Origin of the sequence: Streptomyces antioxidans (assembly GCF_000968685.2) — a bacterium.
In the GTDB taxonomy this organism is placed as follows: Bacteria; Actinomycetota; Actinomycetes; order Streptomycetales; family Streptomycetaceae; genus Streptomyces; species Streptomyces antioxidans.
The window spans coordinates 126387-147996 of sequence record NZ_LAKD02000120.1; the positions used below are offsets into that span (position 1 = coordinate 126387).

At 72.4% G+C, this 21610-nt stretch carries 18 protein-coding genes and 2 pseudogenes; 11 read left to right on the forward strand and 9 right to left on the reverse strand.

Features of this window, described 5'->3' with window-relative positions; translation table 11 throughout:
- Positions 1-69 precede the first annotated feature (69 nt).
- Positions 70-576: a cupin domain-containing protein gene (locus VT50_RS34530; RefSeq protein ID WP_046086309.1), complete on the reverse strand. Its 507-nt coding sequence runs from the start codon at positions 574-576 to the stop codon at positions 70-72.
- Positions 577-671: 95 nt separating this feature from the next.
- On the opposite strand from VT50_RS34530, the gene VT50_RS34535 reads away from it, so the two are divergent.
- Both VT50_RS34535 and VT50_RS34540 read left to right on the forward strand, forming a co-directional pair.
- Complete coding sequence (locus tag VT50_RS34535) at positions 672-1082, forward strand: RrF2 family transcriptional regulator (RefSeq protein ID WP_046086308.1); 411 nt, start codon at positions 672-674, stop codon at positions 1080-1082.
- A gap of 43 nt (positions 1083-1125) precedes the next feature.
- Complete coding sequence (locus VT50_RS34540) at positions 1126-1440, forward strand: oligopeptide/dipeptide ABC transporter ATP-binding protein (protein WP_046086307.1); 315 nt, start codon at positions 1126-1128, stop codon at positions 1438-1440.
- A 622-nt stretch (positions 1441-2062) separates the two neighbouring features.
- Here the strand turns inward: VT50_RS34540 and VT50_RS34545 are convergent.
- The 4 genes from VT50_RS34545 to VT50_RS34560 are packed head-to-tail and all read right to left on the reverse strand — an operon-like array spanning position 2063 to position 6927.
- Entirely contained in the window at positions 2063-4189 is a 2127-nt protein-coding gene (locus tag VT50_RS34545) for a xanthine dehydrogenase family protein molybdopterin-binding subunit (RefSeq protein WP_046086306.1), read from the reverse strand.
- Entirely contained in the window at positions 4186-5184 is a 999-nt protein-coding gene (locus VT50_RS34550) for an FAD binding domain-containing protein (RefSeq protein WP_046086305.1), read from the reverse strand. The genes VT50_RS34545 and VT50_RS34550 overlap by 4 nt, the downstream gene beginning before the upstream one ends.
- Positions 5181-5807 carry a 2Fe-2S iron-sulfur cluster-binding protein gene (locus VT50_RS34555; RefSeq protein WP_079343946.1) on the reverse strand — a complete coding sequence of 209 codons (627 nt, stop codon included), beginning with the start codon at positions 5805-5807 and terminating at the stop codon, positions 5181-5183. Before VT50_RS34555 ends, VT50_RS34550 begins: the two co-directional genes overlap by 4 nt.
- Before the next feature lie 52 nt (positions 5808-5859).
- Positions 5860-6927 (reverse strand): NAD(+)/NADH kinase, encoded by a 1068-nt coding sequence (locus tag VT50_RS34560; protein WP_079343947.1) that lies wholly within the window; start codon positions 6925-6927, stop codon positions 5860-5862.
- A gap of 201 nt (positions 6928-7128) precedes the next feature.
- Between VT50_RS34560 and VT50_RS34565 the strand changes: the two genes are divergently transcribed.
- Complete coding sequence (locus VT50_RS34565) at positions 7129-8472, forward strand: radical SAM protein (protein ID WP_046090842.1); 1344 nt, start codon at positions 7129-7131, stop codon at positions 8470-8472.
- Between the two features lie 9 nt (positions 8473-8481).
- On the opposite strand, the gene VT50_RS34570 is transcribed toward VT50_RS34565, so the two are convergent.
- Positions 8482-10452, reverse strand: a complete 1971-nt coding sequence (locus VT50_RS34570) for an APC family permease (RefSeq protein ID WP_046090834.1) — start codon at positions 10450-10452, stop codon at positions 8482-8484.
- A gap of 157 nt (positions 10453-10609) precedes the next feature.
- Here VT50_RS34570 and VT50_RS34575 point away from each other — a divergent pair, with 157 nt between their 5' ends.
- From VT50_RS34575 to VT50_RS41485, 5 genes and pseudogenes are all read left to right on the forward strand, one after another.
- Complete coding sequence (locus tag VT50_RS34575) at positions 10610-11182, forward strand: hypothetical protein (protein WP_046090835.1); 573 nt, start codon at positions 10610-10612, stop codon at positions 11180-11182.
- A gap of 203 nt (positions 11183-11385) precedes the next feature.
- Entirely contained in the window at positions 11386-12522 is a 1137-nt protein-coding gene (locus tag VT50_RS34580) for a cation diffusion facilitator family transporter (protein ID WP_046090836.1), read from the forward strand.
- A 75-nt stretch (positions 12523-12597) separates the two neighbouring features.
- Complete coding sequence (locus VT50_RS34585; protein WP_046090837.1) at positions 12598-12843, forward strand: hypothetical protein; 246 nt, start codon at positions 12598-12600, stop codon at positions 12841-12843.
- A gap of 178 nt (positions 12844-13021) precedes the next feature.
- Positions 13022-13664: pseudogene (locus VT50_RS34590) on the forward strand (diguanylate cyclase).
- 55 nt (positions 13665-13719) lie between these two features.
- A pseudogene (locus VT50_RS41485) lies at positions 13720-13797 on the forward strand (hypothetical protein); the annotation flags it as partial.
- 225 nt (positions 13798-14022) lie between these two features.
- Here the strand turns inward: VT50_RS41485 and VT50_RS34595 are convergent.
- The 3 genes from VT50_RS34595 to VT50_RS34605 all read right to left on the reverse strand — a co-directional run bounded on the left by VT50_RS34595 (position 14023) and on the right by VT50_RS34605 (position 17739).
- Positions 14023-15342 (reverse strand): S1 family peptidase, encoded by a 1320-nt coding sequence (locus tag VT50_RS34595; RefSeq protein ID WP_107424947.1) that lies wholly within the window; start codon positions 15340-15342, stop codon positions 14023-14025.
- Between the two features lie 155 nt (positions 15343-15497).
- Positions 15498-16988, reverse strand: a complete 1491-nt coding sequence (locus VT50_RS34600) for an FG-GAP repeat protein (protein ID WP_046090844.1) — start codon at positions 16986-16988, stop codon at positions 15498-15500.
- A gap of 139 nt (positions 16989-17127) precedes the next feature.
- Positions 17128-17739 carry a histidine phosphatase family protein gene (locus VT50_RS34605; protein WP_046090838.1) on the reverse strand — a complete coding sequence of 204 codons (612 nt, stop codon included), beginning with the start codon at positions 17737-17739 and terminating at the stop codon, positions 17128-17130.
- A gap of 235 nt (positions 17740-17974) precedes the next feature.
- Here VT50_RS34605 and VT50_RS34610 point away from each other — a divergent pair, with 235 nt between their 5' ends.
- From VT50_RS34610 to VT50_RS34620, 3 genes are all read left to right on the forward strand, one after another.
- Entirely contained in the window at positions 17975-19513 is a 1539-nt protein-coding gene (locus tag VT50_RS34610; RefSeq protein ID WP_046090839.1) for a Rieske 2Fe-2S domain-containing protein, read from the forward strand.
- Between the two features lie 50 nt (positions 19514-19563).
- The gene (locus VT50_RS34615; RefSeq protein ID WP_046090840.1) at positions 19564-20271 is read left to right on the forward strand and encodes a dienelactone hydrolase family protein; all 708 of its coding nucleotides are present in this window, start codon (positions 19564-19566) and stop codon (positions 20269-20271) included.
- 200 nt (positions 20272-20471) lie between these two features.
- Complete coding sequence (locus VT50_RS34620) at positions 20472-21149, forward strand: RlpA-like double-psi beta-barrel domain-containing protein (protein WP_046090841.1); 678 nt, start codon at positions 20472-20474, stop codon at positions 21147-21149.
- The last annotated feature ends 461 nt before the right edge of the window (positions 21150-21610 follow it).

The following is a 21610-nucleotide window of genomic DNA, read 5'->3' on the forward strand; positions in this document are numbered from 1 at the left end:
GCGATTACCCACGAGGGGCGGACGGATGCACGGTCGGCCGGTCCGATGCGGCCATCCGCGCGCGGCCGGTTACTCCCCGCGCTCCAGCACATACAGCTCCGGCAGGTTGACCACGATGGCCTCCTGGGTGCTGCGGGCGATGACCACCACCGCCTCGTCATCGGGGTCCGGGTTCTCCTCCCGGTGCGGCACATAGGGAGGTACGAAGATGTAGTCACCCGGCCGGGTGCGCAGCCGGACCTCCTCGACGCGGCCGTCCCGCTCCTCGGCGAAGACGAACTCGGGGTGGCCCCGCACCACGAAGATGGCCGTCTCGGACTCGCCGTGGTGGTGGTTGTCGGACGCGGTGTCCGGCGCCACATGGGTCTGGCCCATCCACAGCCGCTCGGACCCCACCGACTGGCCGCTGATCGCGGCGAACCGCCGCATGCCCTCGGTCTGGGCGGTGCCGGGGTCCACGTCCTCGGTGCGGATGTGGTGCAGACGCGACCGCAGCGGACCGTCGGAGGCGGCGGCCCCCAGATGCGGATGGAACGCGTCGTGCTGCTGCGCGGGGTCGCCGCCGGGCGTCGTCATGCCACCGACCGTAGAAAGCACCGGTAATGGATGTCAACCGGTGTCCTTTCGCTCACCAGGCACAACACCGTGAATCCCCACTGCATAATGGCCGCATGCAGATCTCGGCGAAGGCGGACTACGCGGTCCGTGCGCTGGCGGAGCTGGCCGCGGACCCCGGCAGGCCGCTCACCTGTGAGGCGATAGCGACCTCCCAGGACATCCCCTTCCGTTTCCTCAAGGCGGTCTTCCGCGATCTGCGCCAGGCCGGTCTGGTGCGCAGCCAGCGCGGCTGCGAGGGCGGCTACTGGCTGGCCCGCGACCCCGCCGAAACCACGCTCGCGGACATCGTGCTGGCGGTGGACGGGGCGTTCCTGACACTGCGCGGCGAGGGGCTGGACGACCTCGGCTACCGCGGCCCTGCGGCCGGGCTGCCCGGGGTGTGGCGCGGGATGGAGGCCCATGTGCGCCAGGTGCTGACCTCCACTGCCTTGAGCGATCTGGTGCGCGAGCGGCTGGTCGCGTGACGTCCGCGAGCCCGGACCGGCCGCGGAAGGCCCGGCCGAGCGGGTGCTGAACGATCCCCTGCATCCGTACACCGAGGCGCTGTTGCGGGTGGCCACGGTCGGCGGCTGGGAGCGACGCGATCTCGAGGTGATCCCGGGAGCGCCGCCCGAGGTGGGCGCGCGGCTGCCGGGCTGCCGGTTCGCCGACCGCTGCGCGTTCGCCGCGCTCGAGTGCCTGGACGGTCCGGTGCCGCTGCGGGACCTCCGACAGGCGGCGGGTGCGATGTGTCCGCGGCGGGGAGCTCGATCTGTCGCGGACAAGTGGGCGCGGGTACCGGGAGGTGGCGGTATGAGCGGGCTGCTGAAGCTCTCCGGCTGACCGTGGCCTTCGGCCGACGGGGCGCGCGGCCGGTGCTCGACGCCCGTCGACCGAACCTCCCGCCTGGACGGCGCGGGAGGGCTGTGTCTTCGCCCACCGCTGCCCGTTCGTCATCGACGCCTGCCGCACCGCGCCCGCACCTGCCCCGGTGGGCCGGGGCATACGGCCGCCTGCCACCGGGCCCCGAGTGGCGTGAGCTGCTCGCCGCCGCGGTCACCGTGCAGGGGCCGCCGGGGAACGGGCTGCTGGAGACGGCCCCGCAAAGATCTCCTCCAGCACTCTGAACGCAACTCGTGCGCCGCCCGTATCCACTGCGGGGTCGTGTTCGTCGCGGATGAGCGGATCCCGTAACCCCCCAACAGGAGGTCATGAGTTGAGCCATAAACGGGTACCCAAGCGAAAGATGGTGTTCGCGGGGGCCGGGGCCGCCGCCGTGGCGGCAGCCGCGATCCGGCGGTGAGACCTTCTTCCAGCCGGTGACGACCGCGCTGGAGGCGGTCGGCGCGACGATCGGGGACGGCGGGGCGGCCGGCAACGGCTGATCCCCTCCGTCCCACGCGACCGGGTGTCCCGCGCCGTCACCGCGGCACGCCCCCGGAGCCGCGACGGGCCTGGCGACCGCTCAGCGGATGGACGGCCCCCGGGACGTCCCCCCGGACAGCCCCGCGCGCACCCGCTCCACCGTGATCGGCAGATCGCGGACCCGCACCCCCGTGGCGTGGTACACCGCGTTGGCGATCGCCGCCGCCGTGCCGACGATGCCCAGCTCCCCGACGCCCTTGCTGCCCATCGGGTTGAGCTCGTCGTCGTTCTCCTCGAGCCAGTGCGCCTGGACATCGCGCACATCCGCGTGGGCAGCGATGTGATACGTGGCGAGGTCATGGTTGGCGAAGTCACCGAACCGCGGGTCCGCCTCCAGGTTTTCGTACAGCGCCATCGACAGCCCCATGCACATGCCGCCGCGCAGCTGCGACCCCGCGGTACGGGGGTTGATGACACGTCCGGCGGCGAACATCCCCAGCAGCCGGTCGACCCGCACCTGGCCGGTGACCGCGTCCACCCGCACCGCCGCGAACTGGGCGCCGTAGGCGTGGCGCGAGAACGCCCGGCGCGCCTCGACGTCCTCGGCGGTGTCCGCCCGCGCCTCGAGACCGCCGGGCGGGACCGCGCCGGAGACCTCGTCCAGCCGCTTGGTCAGCGCCCGGCACGCCTTGGACACCGCCCAGCCCCACGAGCTGAGGCCCATCGAACCGCCCGCCCACGGCGCCTGGCCGTAGGCGCTGCGGCCGATGTCGAGGGTGACCCGGTCGATCCCCACACCGAGTTCGTCCGCCGCCACCTGGGTCAGCGCGGTGCGGGCGCCGGTGCCGATGTCGGCCGCGGCGATCCGTACGGTGAAGCCTCCGCCGGGTGCGGCGCGCGCGGTCGCGGTGGAGGGCCAGGTGAGGGCGGGGTAGTTGCCCGTCGCCACTCCGGTGCCGAGCAGCCAGTGCCCCTCCCGGCGGCGGCCCGGCGCGGGGTCGCGGCCCGCCCAGCCGAAGCGCGCCGCGCCCTCCCGCAGACAGGCCACCAGATTGCGGCTGCTGAAGGGCTGACCGGTCCCGGGGTCCACGGACGGCTCGTTGGCCACCCGCAGCTCGATGGGGTCCATGCCCAACTCCACGGCCAGCTCGTCCACCGCGCTCTCCAGCGCGAACATCCCGGGCGCCTCGCCGGGGGCCCGCATCCACGAGGGCGTCGGCACATCCAGCTGCGCCAGGCGATGGGTGGTCCTGCGGTGGCGCGCGGCGTACATGACGCGGGTGCAGGCGACCGTCTGCTCGCAGAACGGGGTGAGCGTGGAGCTCTGCTGCAGCGCGTCGTGCCAGATGGCGGTGAGCCTGCCGTCCCGTTCGGCGCCGAGCCTGACGCGCTGGAGGGTGGGCGTGCGGTACGAGACCATGGTGAACATCTGCTGCCGGGTGGCCGCCACCTTGACCGGGCGGCCCACGGCGCGGGCGGCCAGCGCGGCGAGCACCGTGGGCGGGCGGGGAATCGCCTTGGAGCCGAAGCCGCCGCCGGTGTGGTCCGCCACGATCCGTACGGCGCCCTCGTCCAGGCCGAACAGTTCGGCCACCCTGGCGGCGGTCATCCAGGGACCCTGGTCGCCGTTGTAGAGGGTGAGGGTGTCCCCGTCCCAGACCGCGATGGTGGCATGCGGTTCCATCGTGGCCGTGTGCTCGGGGGGTGTGGTGTACGTGGCGTCGAGGACGACCGGCGCCGCGGCGAGGGCGGCCTCCACATCGCCGGTCTCCGTGTGCCCGGGGTAGCCGCCGTTGACCGTTTCGGGGACGAAGATGCGCGGATCGCCGTCCAGCAGCTCGGAGTCGTGGTCGTCCACGTCGTACTCGACCCGTACGACAGCCGCCGCCTGACGGGCCGTCTCGAAGGTGTCCGCCACCACGGCCGCCACGATCTGCCCCCGGTAGGCCACCTCCGGGGACTGCAGGACGGCGAGTTCGGGGGTGTCGGTCGGTTGCAGCCGGGGCACGTTGCGGCTGTCGAGCACGGCCACCACGCCCGGCAGGGACAGCGCCGGGGCGGTGTGGACGGCGCGCACCGTGCCGCGCGGAATGGTGGACTGCACCGCCCATCCGTACAGGGCGTCGGGCACCGGGTACTCGTACGCGTAGAGCGCGGCACCGGTGACCTTTTCGCGCCCTTCGACACGTGTCACCTCCGCGCCCACGGTCCGCTGGAGCGTGGTCATCGCGGCTCCCCTCCCACCAGGCCGCGCACGGCCGCGGTGATGACGTCCACGGCGAGGTCGATCTTGAACGCGTTCTGCGGCAGCGGGCGCGCCGAGGCGAACTCGGCCCGGGCCGCCTCCCGCAGGCGCTCCTCGGTCGGCTGGCGGCCGGTCAGCAGCCGCTCGGCCTCGCGGGCCCGCCAGGGGCGGGTGCCCACGCCGCCGAGCCCCAGCCGGATCTCCCGCAGGGTGCCATCGGCCCCGGTGGCCACGACGGCGGCCACCGACACCAGCGCGAAGGCGTAGGACCAGCGGTCGCGGACCTTGCGGTAGGACATCGCGGCGCCCTCGGGTGGCGGTGGCAGCTCGACTCCGGTGATCAGGTCGCCGGGCTGGAGCACCGTCTCGCGGTGCGGGGTGTCACCGGGCAGCAGGTAGAAGTCGTTCAGGGGCACCGCGCGGGAGCTGCCGTCCACCCGCCGCAGATGGACGACGGCGTCGAGCGCGGCCATCGCCACCGCCATGTCCGAGGGGTGGCTGGCCACGCAGAAGTCGGAGGTGCCGAGCACGGCCAGGTCGCGGTGGAGGCCCTGGACGGCCGAACAGCCGGTCTCCGGGCGCCGCTTGTTGCAGGGCTTGGTCACGTCCTGGAAGTACACGCAGCGGGTGCGCTGGAGCAGATTGCCACCGGTGGTGGCCACGGTCCTCAGCTGCCCGGAGGCGCCCGAAAGCAGCGCTTCGGCCAGCGCCGGGAACCGCTCGCGGACGCCGGGGTCCCCGGCGAGGCGGCTGCCCGGGACCAGCGCGCCGATGAGCACCCCGCCGTCCGGGCGGTGTTCGACGGTGTCGTACGGGAGCCGGGTGATGTCGACGAGCAGGGCGGGCTCGGTCACCCCGAGCTTCATCAGGTCCACCAGGTTGGTTCCCCCGGCCAGGTACACCGCCTCGGTGGAGTCGGCCACGAGCGCGGTGGCGGCCTGGGGGTCGGTGGCGCGCTCGTAGCCGAAGGGCCTCATCGCGCCCCTCCCGCCGCGCCGGTGGTGGCGGGCGTCCCGCCACCGTCGGCCCCGGCGACCTCGCGGATGGCGGCCACGATGCCGGGGTACGCCCCGCAGCGGCACAGGTTGCCGCTCATCCGCTCCCGGATCTCGTCGGCGTCCAGCTCACCCGGCGCGCCGGCCCCGGCCGCCAGGTCCGCGGTGACATGGCTGGGCCAGCCGCGCGCGGCCTCGGTGAGCGCACCGATGGCGGAGCAGATCTGGCCGGGTGTGCAGTAGCCGCACTGGAAGCCGTCGTGGTCCAGGAACGCCCGCTGCAACGGGTGGAGTTCATCGGGGGCGGCGAGGCTCGCCACGCCCTCGATGGTGGTGATGTCCCGGCCCTGGGCGGCCACCGCGAACACCAGGCAGCTGTTGACGCGCTCCCCGTCGATCAGGACGGTGCAGGCCCCGCACTGCCCGTGGTCGCACCCCTTCTTGACCCCGGTCAGCGCCAGGTGTTCGCGGAGGGCGTCCAGCAGGGTCACCCGGTGGTCGAGGGTGAGGGGGCGGTTGGCACCGTTGACACGCAGCGCGAAGTCGCTGTGGAACGCGTGAGCTGTCACATCCCTCAGCCTGGCACCGGGGGGTGTGCCGCGCATCTTCAGCGTCGGCCGTCCGGGCCCGCCTCCGGGCCCGGCCCCGGCCCCGGGGCTACGGCCCCGGTGGGTCGTCGGGCACCGGGGGCAGCCGCAGATGCGCGAGGTCCGGCGGGATCGGGGAGCTGGGGCGGTAGAACGGCGGGGCCGCGTCGGCGGCGGGCGAGTCGGCCAGCCGGAAGCGGTCCCGCAGCCGGTGGTAGAACTGCGTCGGCGCGAGCCGTACCAGCCGCAGCCGGACCGGTGCCCGGTAGGCCGCCACCCAGTCGCCCGGATTCAGCACCCCGCGCAGCTGCCCGTCGAGGCTGACCGCCACCCGCCCCGAGGTGGGCAGCACCCGTACGGCGATGGGCTCGTCCACCGCGGCCACCACGGTGCGGTCGAAGGCGATGTGCGGGGCGACCGGCGTGAAGACCACCGCGTCCAGGTACGGGGAGACCACCGGCCCGCCGGCGGCGAAGCTGTAGGCGGTGGAGCCGGTCGGGGTGGCCACGATGATCGCGTCGGCCGAGTACGAGGCGAGCAGCTGCGCGGACACATACACCCCGAGACCGGCCTGACGGTCGCGGGCGAGCTTTTCGAAGACCACGTCGTTGACGGCGTTGACATCCAGCGGAATGCCCCAGCCCGTCTCCTCGGCGCCGCGCCCGGGGCGGACCTTGGGCGGCGGCGGTACGGGACCCCGCCCGTAGCACAGCAGCGCCTCCATGCCCTCGGGCATCTCCAGCGGCCGGGACGCCCGCAGGGTGAGCAGCATGCGCTCCTCGATCGTGGCCCGGCCCTCGTGGACGGCGTTCAGCGCGTCCTCCACCTGGTCGACGCCGATCTCGGTGAGGAAGCCGACCCGCCCCACGTTCACCCCCAGCGCCGCGGCCCCGTTCCTGGCGGCGAGCCGGGCGCCGCGCAGAAAGGTGCCGTCGCCGCCGAAGGTGACGATCAGATCGGGGTGGCCGGCCGCCGCGGACTCCTCCTGGGCGCTGCGCCGGGGCTGGTCGCCTCGCCATACGTCCAGCTCGAAGCAGGAGATGCCATGCGCGGCTGCCCATCCGCGGGCGGTGCGGGCCGCCGCGACGGCGGTGGGGCGGGCCCGGTGGACGACCATGCCGAGCCGGTTGACAGCCATGGCCCTTCCACCGTAGGTCCCCCGGCCCCGGAGCGCCCATCGGGGCGGGCGCCGGCCCGGGAGCGGACACCGGGCGGACACGGAGCGGGCGCCCTGGGGCCGAACATCCGCGCTGATCTATGGTGTTCAGCGGCACGGAGACCCACGGGGGGAATGTCTCACCACACCGCATCGGTACGGAGCCAGGGAATGGTGCAGCAGATGGCGAGCGAGAGCCGAACCACGCTGATCGAGGGGCTGATGGGGCGTTTCCCCCAGGTGCCGCGGGAGGCCGTGCTCAAGGAGGACCTGCTGCGCGGCGGCATGGCCTTCGACGAGTCCGCGCTCAGCGGCAACGAGGACGGCGACGTCAAGCCGAAGTCGTACTTCATCTTCTCGTTCGACCACCGCACCCTGCCGGAGCTGGGCGCCGCGGCGCTCAACCGGCCGCCCGAGGAGATCGTGCTCACCGGCGGGCCGTACGAGTTGCGCCGCACCGTGGTGTCCGTGCGCGTCAACCCCGCGTCGCCGTATGTGGTCCGGGCCGGCGAGGACGGTGCGCTGGGGCTGTATCTGGACGGTGCGCGGATCGCCGATGTGGGGCTGCCGCCGATGCCGGACTACTACCGCCACACGCTGTCGAACGGCAAGTCGGTGATGGAGGTCGCGCCGACCATCCAGTGGGGCTATCTGGTCTATCTGACGGTCTTCCGGGTGTGCCAGTACTTCGGCGCCAAGGAGGAGTGCCAGTACTGCGACATCAACCACAACTGGCGTCAGCACAAGGCGGCGGGCCGCCCGTACACCGGGGTGAAGCCGGTCGAGGAGGTGCTGGAGGCGCTGGAGATCATCGACCGCCATGACACCGCCCGCACCTCGCAGGCGTACACCCTCACCGGCGGCGCCATCACCTCGCGGGTGGGCGGCCGGGACGAGGCCGACTTCTACGGCCAGTACGCGAAGGCCATCGAGGAGCGCTTCCCCGGCCGGTGGATCGGCAAGGTGGTGGCGCAGGCGCTGCCCAAGGCCGACGTCCAGCGGTTCCACGACTACGGGGTGCGGATCTACCACCCCAACTTCGAGGTGTGGGACCGGCGGCTGTTCGAGCTGTACTGCCCGGGCAAGGAGCGCTACATCGGCCGGGACGAGTGGCACCGCAGGATCCTGGACTCGGCCGAGGTGTTCGGCGCCCGGAATGTGATCCCCAACTTCGTGGCGGGCGTGGAAATGGCGCAGCCGCTCGGCTTCGCGTCGGTGGCCGAGGCGATCGACTCCACCGCCGAGGGGCTGCGCTTCTTCATGTCGCACGGGGTCGTGCCCCGGTTCACCACCTGGTGCCCCGAGCCGACGACACCGCTGGGCAAGGAGAACCCGCAGGGCGCCCCGCTGGAGTACCACATCCGGCTGCTGGAGACCTACCGGGCGACGCTCGAGGACTTCGGGCTGTCCTCGCCGCCCGGGTACGGCCCGCCGGGGCCGGGGCGGGCGGTGTTCTCGGTGAGCTCGTTCATGGACAGCCTGCCCGCCGTGGACCCGGATCCGGAGCCGGACCCGGTGGCGCGCTGACGGACCCGTTCAGCCGACGTGGACATGGGGCCGGTGGCCGCGGTCGGGCTCGGCCTCGCGGAGCACCTCACGGGTGACGGGGGCGACCTCTCCCTGCCCGAAGAGGAGGAAGCGCAGGAAGTGGCCCAGCGGATGGCCCTCCGTCCACTCGAAGTAGATGTGCGGGCGCTGCCCGGTCATGTCCCGCACCCGCAGCAGCAGCGCCGCCAGTGCGTTCGGGATGGTGGCGCTCTGCAGGGTCAGCACCCGGTAGCGGCCGTGCACCACCTCGCCGCACACCCGCAGGTCGCTCTCGAACTCGGACGGGTCGGCCACCGTGACCTCGACGAAGATGATGTCGTCCTCGGGCGGGATGTCGTTGTCCGCCCGGATCTGGTACTGCTTCTCGCGGTATTCGGCCAGGTCGCGGCGTTCCGGCTTGTTGGCGATGAGGCGGATCCTGCGGTGGGCGGTGTCCCGGACGAACCGCTCGGCCAGGGCGTCGAACGTCACGCTGGTGACCCGTAGCTCGAACGCCCTCGCCGCCCGGGACAGCAGCGATACGGCCATGATGCCCGCGATGAAACAGGCGCCGATCTTGACACCGTCGGGCCGCTCGATGACGTTGGCCGCGGTGGTGTACAGGAAGATCAGCGAGATGACGCCGAAGCCGAGGGTCCAGCCGCGCTGCCGTGCGCGCCGGGCGGCGATGGTGACGGCGATGGCGGCCGAGGTGATGAGCACGAGCACACCGGTGGCGTAGGCGCCGCCCTGGGCGTCCACATCCGCCTCGAAGAGCCAGGTCACCAGGAACGCGATGGCGATGAACACCAGCACCATGGGGCGGACCGCACGCGCCCAGTGGGGTGCCATGCCGTAGCGCGGCAGATAGCGGGGCATCAGATTGAGCAGTCCGGCCATGGCCGAGGCACCGGCGAACCAGAGGATGGCGATGGTGGAGGCGTCGTAGACGCTGCCGAACGCCGGGCCCAGGTACTCATGGGCGAGATAGGCCAGGGCGCGCCCATTGGCCTCGCCGCCCGGTTCGAACGCCCGCTGGGGGATCAGCAGGGTGGTGATGAGGCTGGAGGTGATGAGGAAGACGCTCATGATCACCGCGGCGGTGGTGAGCAGCTTCCGGGCACCCCGGACGCGTCCGGCGGGGCGCTCCTCGGTGTCCCCCGGTTTGCCCTCGATATGCGGCATGACGGCCACGCCCGTCTCGAACCCGGACAGGCCGAGGGCCAGCTTCGGGAAGATCACCAGCGCCACGCCGACCATCACCAGGGGGCTGCCGCGCTCGGCCACCAGCGCCTGGGACCAGTCGGGGATCACATGGGGCGCGGTGCACACATGCCAGAGCCCGACCACCACCACGACGGCGTTGAGCAGCAGATACGCGGCGACCAGCGCCACCGCGATCCCGATGGCCTCGGTGAAGCCCTTGAGGAACACCGCGCCGAGCATTCCCACCAGGATCAGCGTGATGACCACCTCATGGCCGCCCAGGGTGGCGGTGAGATGCGGGTTCTCCACCAGATGGGCGGTGGCGTCGGCGGCGGAGAGGGTGATGGTGATGAGGAAGTCGGTGGCCGCGAAGCCCAGCAGGGTGAGGACGAACAGCTTGCCCTTCCAGAACGTGAGCAGCCGCTCCAGCATCGCGATCGAGCCCTGGCCGTGCGGGCTCTCCGCGGCCACTCTGCGGTACACCGGCAGCGCGCCCGCCAGGGTCACCACCACCAGCACCACGGTGGCCAGCGGGGAGAGCAGCCCGGCCGCCAGGGCGGCGATACCCGGCTGGTAGCCGAGGGTGGAGAAGTAGTCCAGACCGGTCAGGCACATCACCCGCCACCACGGCTGTCCCTGGTGTGCGCCCTCCGGCTCGGCGTACGGCCCCGGCTGGCGCTTGGCGATGTCGGTCAGGCCCTCCAGCAGCCATGCCCGCAGCCGGTGCCGTGCCCCGCCGTCGGGGGCGGCGGCGCCAGAGGTGGAGGAGACCACAGGGCGCTCCCGTCGTACGGCGAGGGGTCCCCCGCCGTCGGTGGGACCCTTCGGTCAGCGTATGCGGGGCGGCCGGCCACCACCCGGCCGGTGCCGCCGGCCGAAGGACATCGCTTTCTCAGTGAGTTTTCATCTTCGGTCCGTACGGTTGCGGCACATGGACACCACCAAGACCGACCAACCGACCGACACCGCAGCGCAGCCCGCAGAAGCCGAGGAAGCCACGGCGGAGGGTGTCCCGAACGCTGATTCGGACCAGCGGGACTCGCTGGACGCGCACGACCCCGCCGATGACACCGCGACCACTCGCCCGGCCATCACACCGGGCATCGTTCCCGGCGCCGCCTCGGTCGTCGCCGCGGGCCTCGGGCTCGCCTCGCTCTCCGGCACCTGGCTCGGCACCATGCTCCAGGAGCGCAAGCAGCTGGCCGGCCAGATCAAGGTCCAGTCCGGGGCGGCCGCCGATCAGATCTCCGCCGCGTACGGCACTCCGTGGCACACCACGGCCCTCGTCAACGGGCTGTTCGCACTGGCCGCCGTGGTGATCGCCGCCGTGGTGCTGCTGCGCCAGCGGCGGCCGGTGACGGCCGGGGCACCCTGGGTGACCGCGGTGGCCTGGGGAGCGGTGGCGCTGGGCGTGATCGGTCTGCTCATCGCCGCCGCCATGGGGTTCGACGTCTTCAGCGACCTGCCGAAGATCCCCACGTCCCCGAACTCCCCGGCGGGCTGACCCCGCTCCGTCACCACCACGAGCGCGCCCCGCGGACCGGATGGATCCGGCGGGGCGCGCTCCCCGGTGGGCGGGTAACGGTTCGCGTCAGGATTGAGGTCCCGGCATCGGGACACCCGCGAAGGGGACAGGCCGTCCGGCCGCCCCCCGCGGAGAAGGCCATCAGGACGGCACGGACTTCCCGCCCACGGAGCTTCCCGCCGATGAGCCGTTCCACCGCCCACTCACCCACCGACCGGCACGGAACAGCGCGTACGCCGGGTACCCAGGATCCGCCGGAGACCTCGCGCGCACCGGACGGCGGCCACGGGCCGGACGGGGCCGGCGCACGGCGGGGCCAGGACTCCCGCACCGCCGTCACCGTCTTCGTCGCGCTCGGCGCCAATCTGGTGATCGCGCTGGCCAAGGCCGTCGGCGGGATCTTCTCGGGCTCCCCCGCGCTGCTCTCGGAGGCCGCTCACTCCATCGCGGACAGCCTCAACGAGGTGTTCCTGCTCGCCTCCCTCAAGCGCAGCAGACGGGCCCCCGATGACCAACACCCGTTCGGCTACGGCAAGGAGCGCTACTTCTGGTCGCTGTTGGCCGCCGTCGGCATCTTCGTCATGGGCGGCTGCTTCTCCTTCTTCCAGGGTGCCGAGGCGCTGAGCGCGGGCAGTTCCGAGGACCACAGCGGCTATCTGGTGGGCCTCGCGGTCCTGGGCGTGGCGCTCGTCGCCGAGGGCTCGTCGCTGGTCCGCGCGCTGGTCCAGGTGCGCGGGCACGCCCGGGAGGCGAACCGCGGCATGGCGACCGAGCTGCGCAGGGGGGATGACCCCACACTGCGCACCGTGCTGGCCGAGGACTCCACCGCCTGTCTCGGCGTGGTGTTCGCCCTGCTCGGCATGTGGCTGCACATGGTGACCGGCCAGGTGGCCTATGAGGCCACGGCCTCCTTCCTGATCGGGGCGCTGCTGGTCTATGTCGCCTACCGGCTGGCCAGGGAGTCGCGCGGGCGGCTCATCGGTGAGGCGATCGACCCGGTCCAGCGCCGGGAGTTCCGCCGGTTCCTCGAGTCGCAGCCGGAGATCGACACCGTGACCACGCTGCTGACGATGCGTCTGGGAAACGACTCGACGCTGGTGGCGGCCCGGGTCGACCTCTTCCCCGGACTCGACAGCGAGGAGGTCGAGGAGGTCCTGGTGCGCGTCAAGACGGCGATGGCCGAGCTCTGGCCCCATGCCGACCAGGTCTTCCTCGATGTCACCGACGCCTCGGCCAAGGACCGGGCGAAGGCGCGCGCGGACCGCCGGGAGCTGGACGAGACGGTGGCGGCCGTGGAGCGCGAGGACGACGGGGCGTGAGATTGGCCCCGGCGGGCCTGGGTACTCGGTGAAAACCGACCCACAACAGCGAACTCATGTACGGAGGCAGAACTGATGGGCCTCGGCGGTTGCATTTTGATGATCGCGGTGGGAGGGATTCTCACCTTCGCCACCGACTGGAACGCCAATGGCTTCAATGTCCACTTGGTCGGCCTGATCCTGATGGCGGTCGGCGTCATCGGCACATGCGCCTATGTGAGTGTCTACAAGCGCCGGCGCGTCGTCGAGCCGGGCACGGTGGCACCTCCGGTGGTCGAGGAGCCGGACCGTCACCGGCACCGCCACCACTACGACTACTGAGTGCCGGTCAGTCCCCTTTCCGGCGAGGTGGCCCCCACCGCGGGTGGGGGCCACCTCATTTCGTTCGTCGCGTCACACGCCGCACCGCGCCACGCCGGACGGGTGGAAGCCCTCTGCTGCCGTTTGTCCGCGATACGAAGAGGGCACCCGGCCTCTGCCACGTCGTGCTGGAGGCGAGATGGCTCTTCCCCGTGGCTCGGTGACCCGTGCGTGGCGGCGGTGGCGGCGGCCGCGCGATCTGGAGGTGTCCGGCGATCCCGTGGACGTCGAGGACGCCAACCGGCGGTTCCTGATGTACGGGGTGATGCCGCTGTGGTTCGTCCCGGCGGTGGCGGACTGGCTGATGCACCGCCGGACCAGGATCGAGGAGACGTCGGGCACGAAGGAATCGGCGGTCCACGCCCTGATGATGACGGAGGCCGGTGTCCCCGTGGCGATGGGGCTGTTGGCCCGGGTCAATCCGCTGGTGCTGTCGGTGATGGGCGGAGCGGCCGTCGCCCATGGCGCCACCGCGCTGTGGGATGTGAGCCTGGCCACCGGGGAGCGCGAGGTGCGTCCGGTGGAGCAGCACATCCACAGCTTCCTGGAGGTGCTGCCGCTCTCGGCGATGGCGTTCACCTGCTGTCTGCACGGGGACCAGGTCCGGGCGGCGCTGCGCGGCGGGGACCGGCCCGAGGACTGGCAGCTGCTGCCCAAGGACCATCCGCTGCCCGCGCTATCTGGCGGCGATCGGCCTCGGCATCGGCGTCTGCGTGGTGCTGCCCTACGCCGAGGAGATGCGGCGCTGCCTCAGGGCCACCAAGGCCCGCAAGGCGGTGTGAGCCCGTGCCGCGCACTCGGGCCGGTACGCGGACGCGCTCCCGTACGCCGACGGGTGTGGCGGCCGAACCGCTGCCGTGTCCACGGGTCCTGGCGCCCGAGGCGCACGGCCCGGAACACGTCGCCGCCGACACGGAGGGCCGGATCCTCACCGGGACCGCGGACGGGGCCCGACGGTGTGATCTGGGTGGCCGTTGCCGCGCCGGGAGCCCGCCCTCGATCCGCTGCACCGCGCACCCGCCCCGCTCAGAAGGGCGGCGGTGCCCATCGCCACCCGGCTCCGCCCCCGCCCTCGGCGCACCGTGCGCGCCCTCGCGGTCGGGCCCGACGGCCGGGTGGTCCGCCATCTGGTGCGGCGGCTCATCCCCAGCCGGTGGAGTAGCCGCGGTAGCGGCGCCGCCGTGGCCGGATGGTCAGCGTCGACAGCAGACCCACGAACCCCACCACGATGACCACCAGACCGGGCCCGAAGCCCCGGGCGTAGGCCACGACGTCGTCGAACGTCGAGACGCCGTCGCCGGCCCCTGAGCTCCCGGACGTACCGGAGGCGATGGCCGGGCTGGGGCTCTGGGCCTTGGCGCCCGGAATGGACACCCCGAGCGCGGTCAGCGCCTTGGTCACGGGCTGGAAGAAGGTCACCCCGCCCCGGTCGCAGTCGCCGCTGCCGCCGGAGGTGATGCCGAGCGCCACGCCCCGGGCGAAGAGCGGACCCCCGCTGTCGCCGGGCTCGGCGCACACGGTGGTCTGGACGAGCCCGGTGACCGTGCCCTCGGGGTAGTTGACCGTCGCGTTGAGCCCGGTCACCTTGCCCGAGCGCAGCCCGGTGGTGCTGCCGCTGCGGAACACCTCCTGGCCCACGACCGGATCGGCCACACCGGTGACCCGCACCGCCCGGCCGCCACCGACGTTGACCACGCTGCCCTGGTCGAGCGACGCGCTGTCGTAACGCACCAGCGAGAAGTCATCGCCGGGGAAGCTGCTCTGGACCGTGGTGCCGATGCGGGTGGAGCCGGTGCCGTCGGTGAACCAGGGGGTGCCGTTGGGGCCGCAGTGTCCCGCCGTCAGGATGAAACCGGTCTGGCCGTTGGTGACGTTGAAACCGGCCGAACAGCGGCTGCCGTTGGTGAACAGGGGCGAGGCACCGGCGGCCCTGGTGGTGAAGGAGCCCTCCGTCCGCTGTGCGCGCACCTCACCGCCCACCTCCGCGGCGAGGCCCTTCAGCTTCGACCAGCGGGCGGTGGAGACGGTGCCGTCGCCGACCAGCACCACCTGGTTGGACTTGGGGTCCACCATCCAGGCGGTGCCCGCCACCCGGGGCGCCGAGCGCAGCTTCGCGGTCGCGGAGTCCAGGTCCGCCATGCTGTAGCGCACCCGTTTGGCGGTGGCCCCGGCCCTGCTGACCTCGTCCGCCGCCGTGTCGTCGGTCACCGCGACCACCGGGCGGCCGTCGGCCCCGATCCAGTTGCCCGCCGTACGGGAGGCGCCGAGCGCGGACACCAGCCGTCCGCCCACATCGTCCGTACGGTCCGCGCTCAGGGCTCTCGGGCCGTCACCTCCGGTCGCGCCGTGGGCCGATCCTCCCGGCCCGGTCTGAGAGACCATCACCCCGCCACAGACCAGTGCCCCGACAGCCGCGAACCGCACGACCCGGCGCACGCCGCGCCGCATGTGCTTGACCACCCTGTCTCCTTACGTCGATCCGTCCGGGGCCCCGGACGGCGAAGGCCCGTCCCCTCATACGTAAGGAAGCGACGTCCTGCTCACTCCCCCTGCGTTCGGAAGCGACGTCCCGCTCACTCCCCGGGCGGGGCCGCGGGTCCCGGTGGGTGCGGGCCTCATGAGCCGCCCTTGGCGTAGGGGGCGCTGGTGAACACCACCTCGTCCTCGGCGCCGTCGGTCACCCAGAACCGCTGTGGCTTCTCCCCGTAGAGCGCGAAGAGCGGGTCGGGCCCCCAGGCCAGCACCACCTCGTCCTCGCCGTCGTGGTCGAAGTCCCCGGCGCCGTAGAGCTTGACGGCGCGCCGCTTCTTCGGCACCCCGTGGCCGTCCACTCGGGACGGGACGGTGCGGTCGAGGGTGCGGCGGTGGACGATCTCCCCGGGGGCGTCCGGGCGGATCGTCAGCAGCTCGGTGCCGCCGGTGCGCAGCGAGACGGCCAGTTCGTCGGTGCCGTCTCCATCGGTGTCGGCGGCGGCGAGCACATCGCCGCCCAGGGCGGGAATCCTGATCGGCTCGGGTGTCGAATCGGCCATGCGTCGGGTGTAGACGCTCAGCGACTGGCTGACGTCCGCGGGTTCGGTCTCATAGCCCGGTTCGTCATTGCGGCTGCCGGAGTCGGCGACCGCCACGTCCCGCTTCCCGTCGCCGTCGAAGTCGCCGAAGGCGATCGCGTTGCCCTTGCGGAGGGTGCGGCCGGTGCTGGCGAGGCCGTCCGGACCCGCCGTGAGCAGCACGGACTTCGTCTGGTCGTCGTCGCCCCGCTCGTGCACCACCAGATCGGTGGGGCGGTCACCGTCGATGGCGTCGGCGTACAGCTCCGCGATCTGGCCGCTGGGGCCGAGGGGATTGGCGTACGTCTGGGTGCGGGCCGCCTCGCCATCGCGGCCGAACGGGCCGTACAGCACGTGGAAGTCCTTGCCGCTCTGGCGCACGGTGGCCAGATCGTGGTGTCCGTCCCCGTTGAAGTCGCCCGTCGCCAGGGGCCGCCAGTTCTCCAGCCCGTCGTCGGCGTCGGCCAGCCGCACCGGGGTGGCGGGGGTGCCCCGGCGTGGCCCGCCGGGGCCGCCCCAGGCGATGTAGGGCAGTGTCTGGGTGGTGATGTGCACCCGCTCGCTGCTGGCCGGGTCGCGCTCCTTGGTGGCGGTGGCGATCACATCGGCGTAGCCGTCGCCGTCGAGGTCGGCGGTGGTCGCGGAGTCCATCTCGCCCATGGTGGCCTGCCGCCCGCTGCCGGTGGGCAGGCCGAGGTCGTCCCGGCCGAGCACGGTGCGGACGGCAGGGTCGGGGCCCTTCGCCGAGCCGTACACATAGGCGATACGGCGCAGACCGCCCAGCTGGTCGTCGTCGGAGGGGACCGGGATTCGGAGCTCGGGGCGGCCGTCGCCGTTGAGGTCGTCCGCCAGGGCGCTGCCCTTGCCCCGGGGGACGGGAGCGGTCGCGGTGGGGGTGACGACGGGTGAGGCCGAGCTCTTCCCGGTCCCGCCGCCACCCTTGGCCTCATCGTTTCCACCGCCACCGCCACCGCCACCGCCGCACGCGGTGAGCAGCGCGAGGGCGGCGGCGCAGAGGGTGGTGGTGGGGCGGAGCCTGGTGGTGGGGGATGCCATCAGGACACGACAGCGCATCCGGTGGCGCCCCGCCATCGGAGAGATCGTTTCGTTACGGCGCGCCCCGTGGCAGTTATGGTGCGTCCCCGTGCCCATTACGGCGCGTCCCCGTGCCCGGTACGGCGCGCCCCCGTGCCCGTTAGGGCGCCCTCCCCGCCAGCGGGTATCCGCAGCGCAGATTCCACCGCCCCGCGCGGCCACTGAGCTCCGTCGCGGTCAGCGGGGCGACGTCCAGCCGCCAGAAGGCGGGCGCGGGCAGGCCGAGGGCATGGACGAGGGCGGCCCGGACCACGGCCGGTTCCACGACGGCGAGCAGCCGCGCCGCACGGCCAGGTGTCGCCGGGGCCGGGTCCTCCCGCCGCGCGTCCAGCCAGGCCCCGATCCGCTCCACCAGCTCCAGCAGCGTTTCGCCGCCGTGTGGCGCCGCGGCCGGGTCGGACAGCCACCCGGCCACCTCCTCCGGCGCCTTCCGCCCCACCTCGTCCAGCGAACGGCCCCGCCAGCGGCCCACGTCGAGATCGCCCAGCTCCTGCGTCACGGCGGCGTCGAGCCCCAGGGCGGCGGCGGTGCCGCGGCAGCGCTCGGAGGGCGCGGTGAACGCCGTGTCGCGGTGGGGCAGCGCCCCGGCCGCCGCCGTGGCCCGGCGCAACCCGGCCGCGTCCGGCGGGGCGTCGTCGAACCGCACCTGCCGCAGTGCCGCGTTGACGGCGGGCGCGACCAACGTGATCCGCACCACCCAGCCCCTCCTCATCCGCGCCCTTCGCCCATGGGGAGGGCGCCCTCCGGGATCCGCGCCGGAGCGGCGGACGACCGTCGCGCCCACCGTCTCATGACGGAGCGGCCCTGGCCGAACGGTTCCGATCACTCCGATGTGACCCGGGTGGCGCATCGCACCACCCGGCAAGCGCAGCCGCGGATGCACACGGCCATGAACCCCCACACGGTGGAGATATCGGACATCACCGACCGGGTTGGGGTGCTGTGGTATGCGCGTGACCGGACTTGGGCATGCTGGGCTGTTCATCGAGACCGCCGCGGGGTCGGTGCTCTGCGACCCATGGGTCAACCCCGCCTTCTTCGGCTCCTGGTTTCCGTTCCCTGACAACACCGATCTGGACTGGGCGCACTATGGGCGGGCGGCGGACTATCTGTATGTCTCGCATCTGCACCGCGACCACTTCGACGCGGAGAATCTGCGCCGGAACGTGCGCAAGGACATCACCGTGCTGCTCCCGGCCTTCGCCACCGATGAGCTGGAACGCGAGCTGAGCGCGCTCGGCTTCACCACCTTCCTCCGCGCCCCCTCCGGCACACCGGTCGAGCGCGACGGTCTGCGCATCATGATCACCGCGCTGACCGGCCCCGGGGACGGCCCCATCGGCGACTCCGCGCTCTCGCTGGACGACGGCCGGACCGTACTGCTCAACCAGAACGACGCCCATCCGCTGGACATCGCGGCGATCCGGGAGTTCGGCGAGGTGGACGCGTACTTCGTCCAGTTCTCCGGGGCGATCTGGTACCCGATGGTGTACCAGCTGCCGCTCTCCGCCAAGAAGGAGTTCGCCGCGCGCAAGCGGCAGGGGCAGTTCGACCGGGCACTGCGCTATATCGACGCGGTGGAGGCCAAACATGTGTTCCCCAACGCGGGCCCGCCGTGCTTCCTGGACGACGAGCTCTTCGAGCACAACGGCACCGGCCGGGTCGGGGAGAGCATCTTCGTGGACCAGCTGGAGTTCCTGCGCCAGCTGGGCCGGGCGCGCCCGCGGGTGGCGGCGCATCTGCTGCTGCCCGGGACGGTGGCGGAGCCGGAGGACACCGCCTGCAAGCTCACCCACCGCTACACCGAGACGGAGATCGAGCACATCTTCGGCGAAAAGCCCGCGTACTTGCGGGAGTTCGCCCGCCGCCAGCAGCCCGCACTGGCCGCCGAGCGCGCCTCACGGTCCCCCGCACTGCCGCGCGAACGGCTGCTGACCGAGCTCAAGCAGTGGTGGGAACCGCTGCTGACCAGGGCGGACCGGATCTGCGCGGGCGTCGGCGGCCCGGCCCGGCTGGATGTGGGCGAGGTGCCGATCGTGGTCGACTTCCCGGCCCGGGAGGTCCGCCTCTGGGACGGTGAGCGCTGCCGCTACACGCTGTCCACCTCGGCCGATCTGGTGGCCACCAACGTCGAGCGGCGCGAGGTGGACTGGTCCAACAGCCTGCTGCTGTCGATGCGGTTCACCGCCAGCCGGATCGGGCCCTACAACGAGTTCCTGTATGTGTTCTTCAAGTGCCTGTCGATGGAGCGCATCGAGTACGTGGAGAACTACTACGACTCCTGCCAGGACGACGGCCAGGACATCGTGCTGGACGGCTGGCAGGTGCAGCGGCGCTGTCCCCATCTGCGTGCCGACCTCGGCCGGTTCGGGAAGATCGAGGGCGATGTGCTCACCTGCACCCTGCACGGCTGGCGCTACGACCTGACCTCGGGCCGCTGTCTGACCGCGAACGGACACGACATCCGCGCCTCGGCCGTGTCGTAACCCCACCGGCCCGGGACATGGCGACGACCGGTACGACAGGAGCGACCCCCGTGCCCGAGGCCCCGGAACCGACCGGCTCCCCCGCCCGCCAGAACATCACCTTCCCCAGCGCCGGAACCACCGCGCACGGCTACCTCGCGCCGCCGCCGTCCGGGCAGGGCCCCGGGGTGATCGTCATTCAGGAGTGGTGGGGGCTGGACCACCACATCGCCGGTGTCACCGACCGGCTGGCCCGCGAGGGCTTCGTCGCGCTGGCGCCCGATCTGTACGGGGGCAGCGTCGCCCATGACGCCGACGAGGCGTACCGGATGATGCGGGAGCTGCCGGTGGGGCACGGAGTCGAGCTGCTCTCCGGCGCGGTGGACCATCTCCTGGGCCTGCCCGAGGTCACCTCCGCCACCGTGGGGGCGGTCGGCTTCTGCATGGGCGGCGGCTTTGTGCTGTATCTGGCCGCCGCCGATCCCCGGGTCAGCGCGGCAGTGCCCTTCTACGGCGTCCTCCAGGGTGAGCTGCCGGACTTCTCGGGGCTGCGGGCCGACGTTCTGGGCCATTTCGGGGAGAACGACAACACCATTCCGCTGGACGGTCTGGAGCAGCTGCGCCAGGCCATGCGGGACGAGTCCGGCGTGACTCCGGATTTCCGGCTCTACCCCGCGGGCCACGCCTTCTTCAATGACGAGCGCCCGTCCTATCACGCGGAATCCGCGGCATCGGCCTGGCGGAGCACGCTGGACTTCCTGCACCGGCGGCTGGACTGAGAAATCGGCTCACCCGGGAAAGGGCCTTGAGGCTTCATGAAGCCTTAAGGCCCTTTTAAGGTCGGGCCCGGAGAACCCAACGCCCGGAACCCACACGGTTTAACCCTCAACCACATTTCCAGGAAAAATCTCCTCCCGGCCCTGAGACGACTCCCGCATCCGCCCGTATGGCATGGCGGGCAGCTCAAAAAGGAGTCGACATGACACGCAAAAGGACGCTCAGCGGCAAGAAGAAGCTCGGCCTGCTGATCGGTTCGCTGGCGCTGGCGGGTACCGGCGCCGGGGTGCTGGCCGCCACCAGCAACGCCAGCACCGAGGGCGCGGCACAGTCCTCGACGGCCTGCGCCGGGCTGGAGCAGGCGCTGGCCAACAACGAGAAGTTCATCGCCGATCAGCGGGCCAATCCGGATGCCCAGTCACCGGCGCGGATAGCCAACCGGCAGGCCGTCATCGAGGAGATCAAGCGGAAGCAGCAGGCTTCTGGCTGCGCCGGGGACGAGGCCGCGGGCCAGGCGGCCGGGGCCGGGGGCCAGGACGGGGCGTCGGCCCCGGCAGGGGGCGGCGCGTCCGCATCGGCGTCCGCATCGGCGGGGGCCCCGGACCCCGGTGCCGGTGACTCCGGCGCCTCGGGCGAGGTCGTCTGCGCGGGGTCGACCGTCACCCTGTCCGGCGAGGGCGGGGCCCCGGCCGCCTCCAGCGGCGAGTTCCCGGTCGGCACCAAGCTCAAGGTGACCAATCTCGACAATGACAAGTCGACGACCGTCTCCGTCGCCTCGACCTCGGGCAGCTGCGCCCTGCTCAACAACGCCGCCTTCGAGCAGGTCCGTGAGCCGGGCAAGTTCCTGATCCGTAACGCGCGCATCGAGCGCGTGGGCTGAACCCGCCGCACCGGCCGCCGCACGGCGGCCGGTGTGGCAGCGGCCGGTGTGGCACGGGGGCACGCATCACCGATCTGACCGCCATGTCCGAGTGTGACCGGTATCGCAGGGTGAGTCCGCCGCGCCTGGGTACCCGCTCGCCATGAACAGAAATGAGCAGCCAATGCTCACTCCCGATCTGCCGCCGGTCGTCGACGTACCGGACCTGACCTTCCCGCCTGGGGGACGTCACTCCGATGAGTCGAAGCGCGCGACGGAGCGGAGCGGTGAACAGGAAGCCCCCACCTCCGCCCCCACCCCCTCGCCCTCCCCCGGCCAACGCCGCTTGACGGCGTAACGAACCCCCAGCCCGCGGACCCCGGCCCGCGGGCGGAACCCCCAGCCGGGCGACCGTTCCCCTCGTGTCGCCGCCCCGACGGCCGGAGCCCTCGGGATGATCTCGCGTACTCCCCGTGTTGACC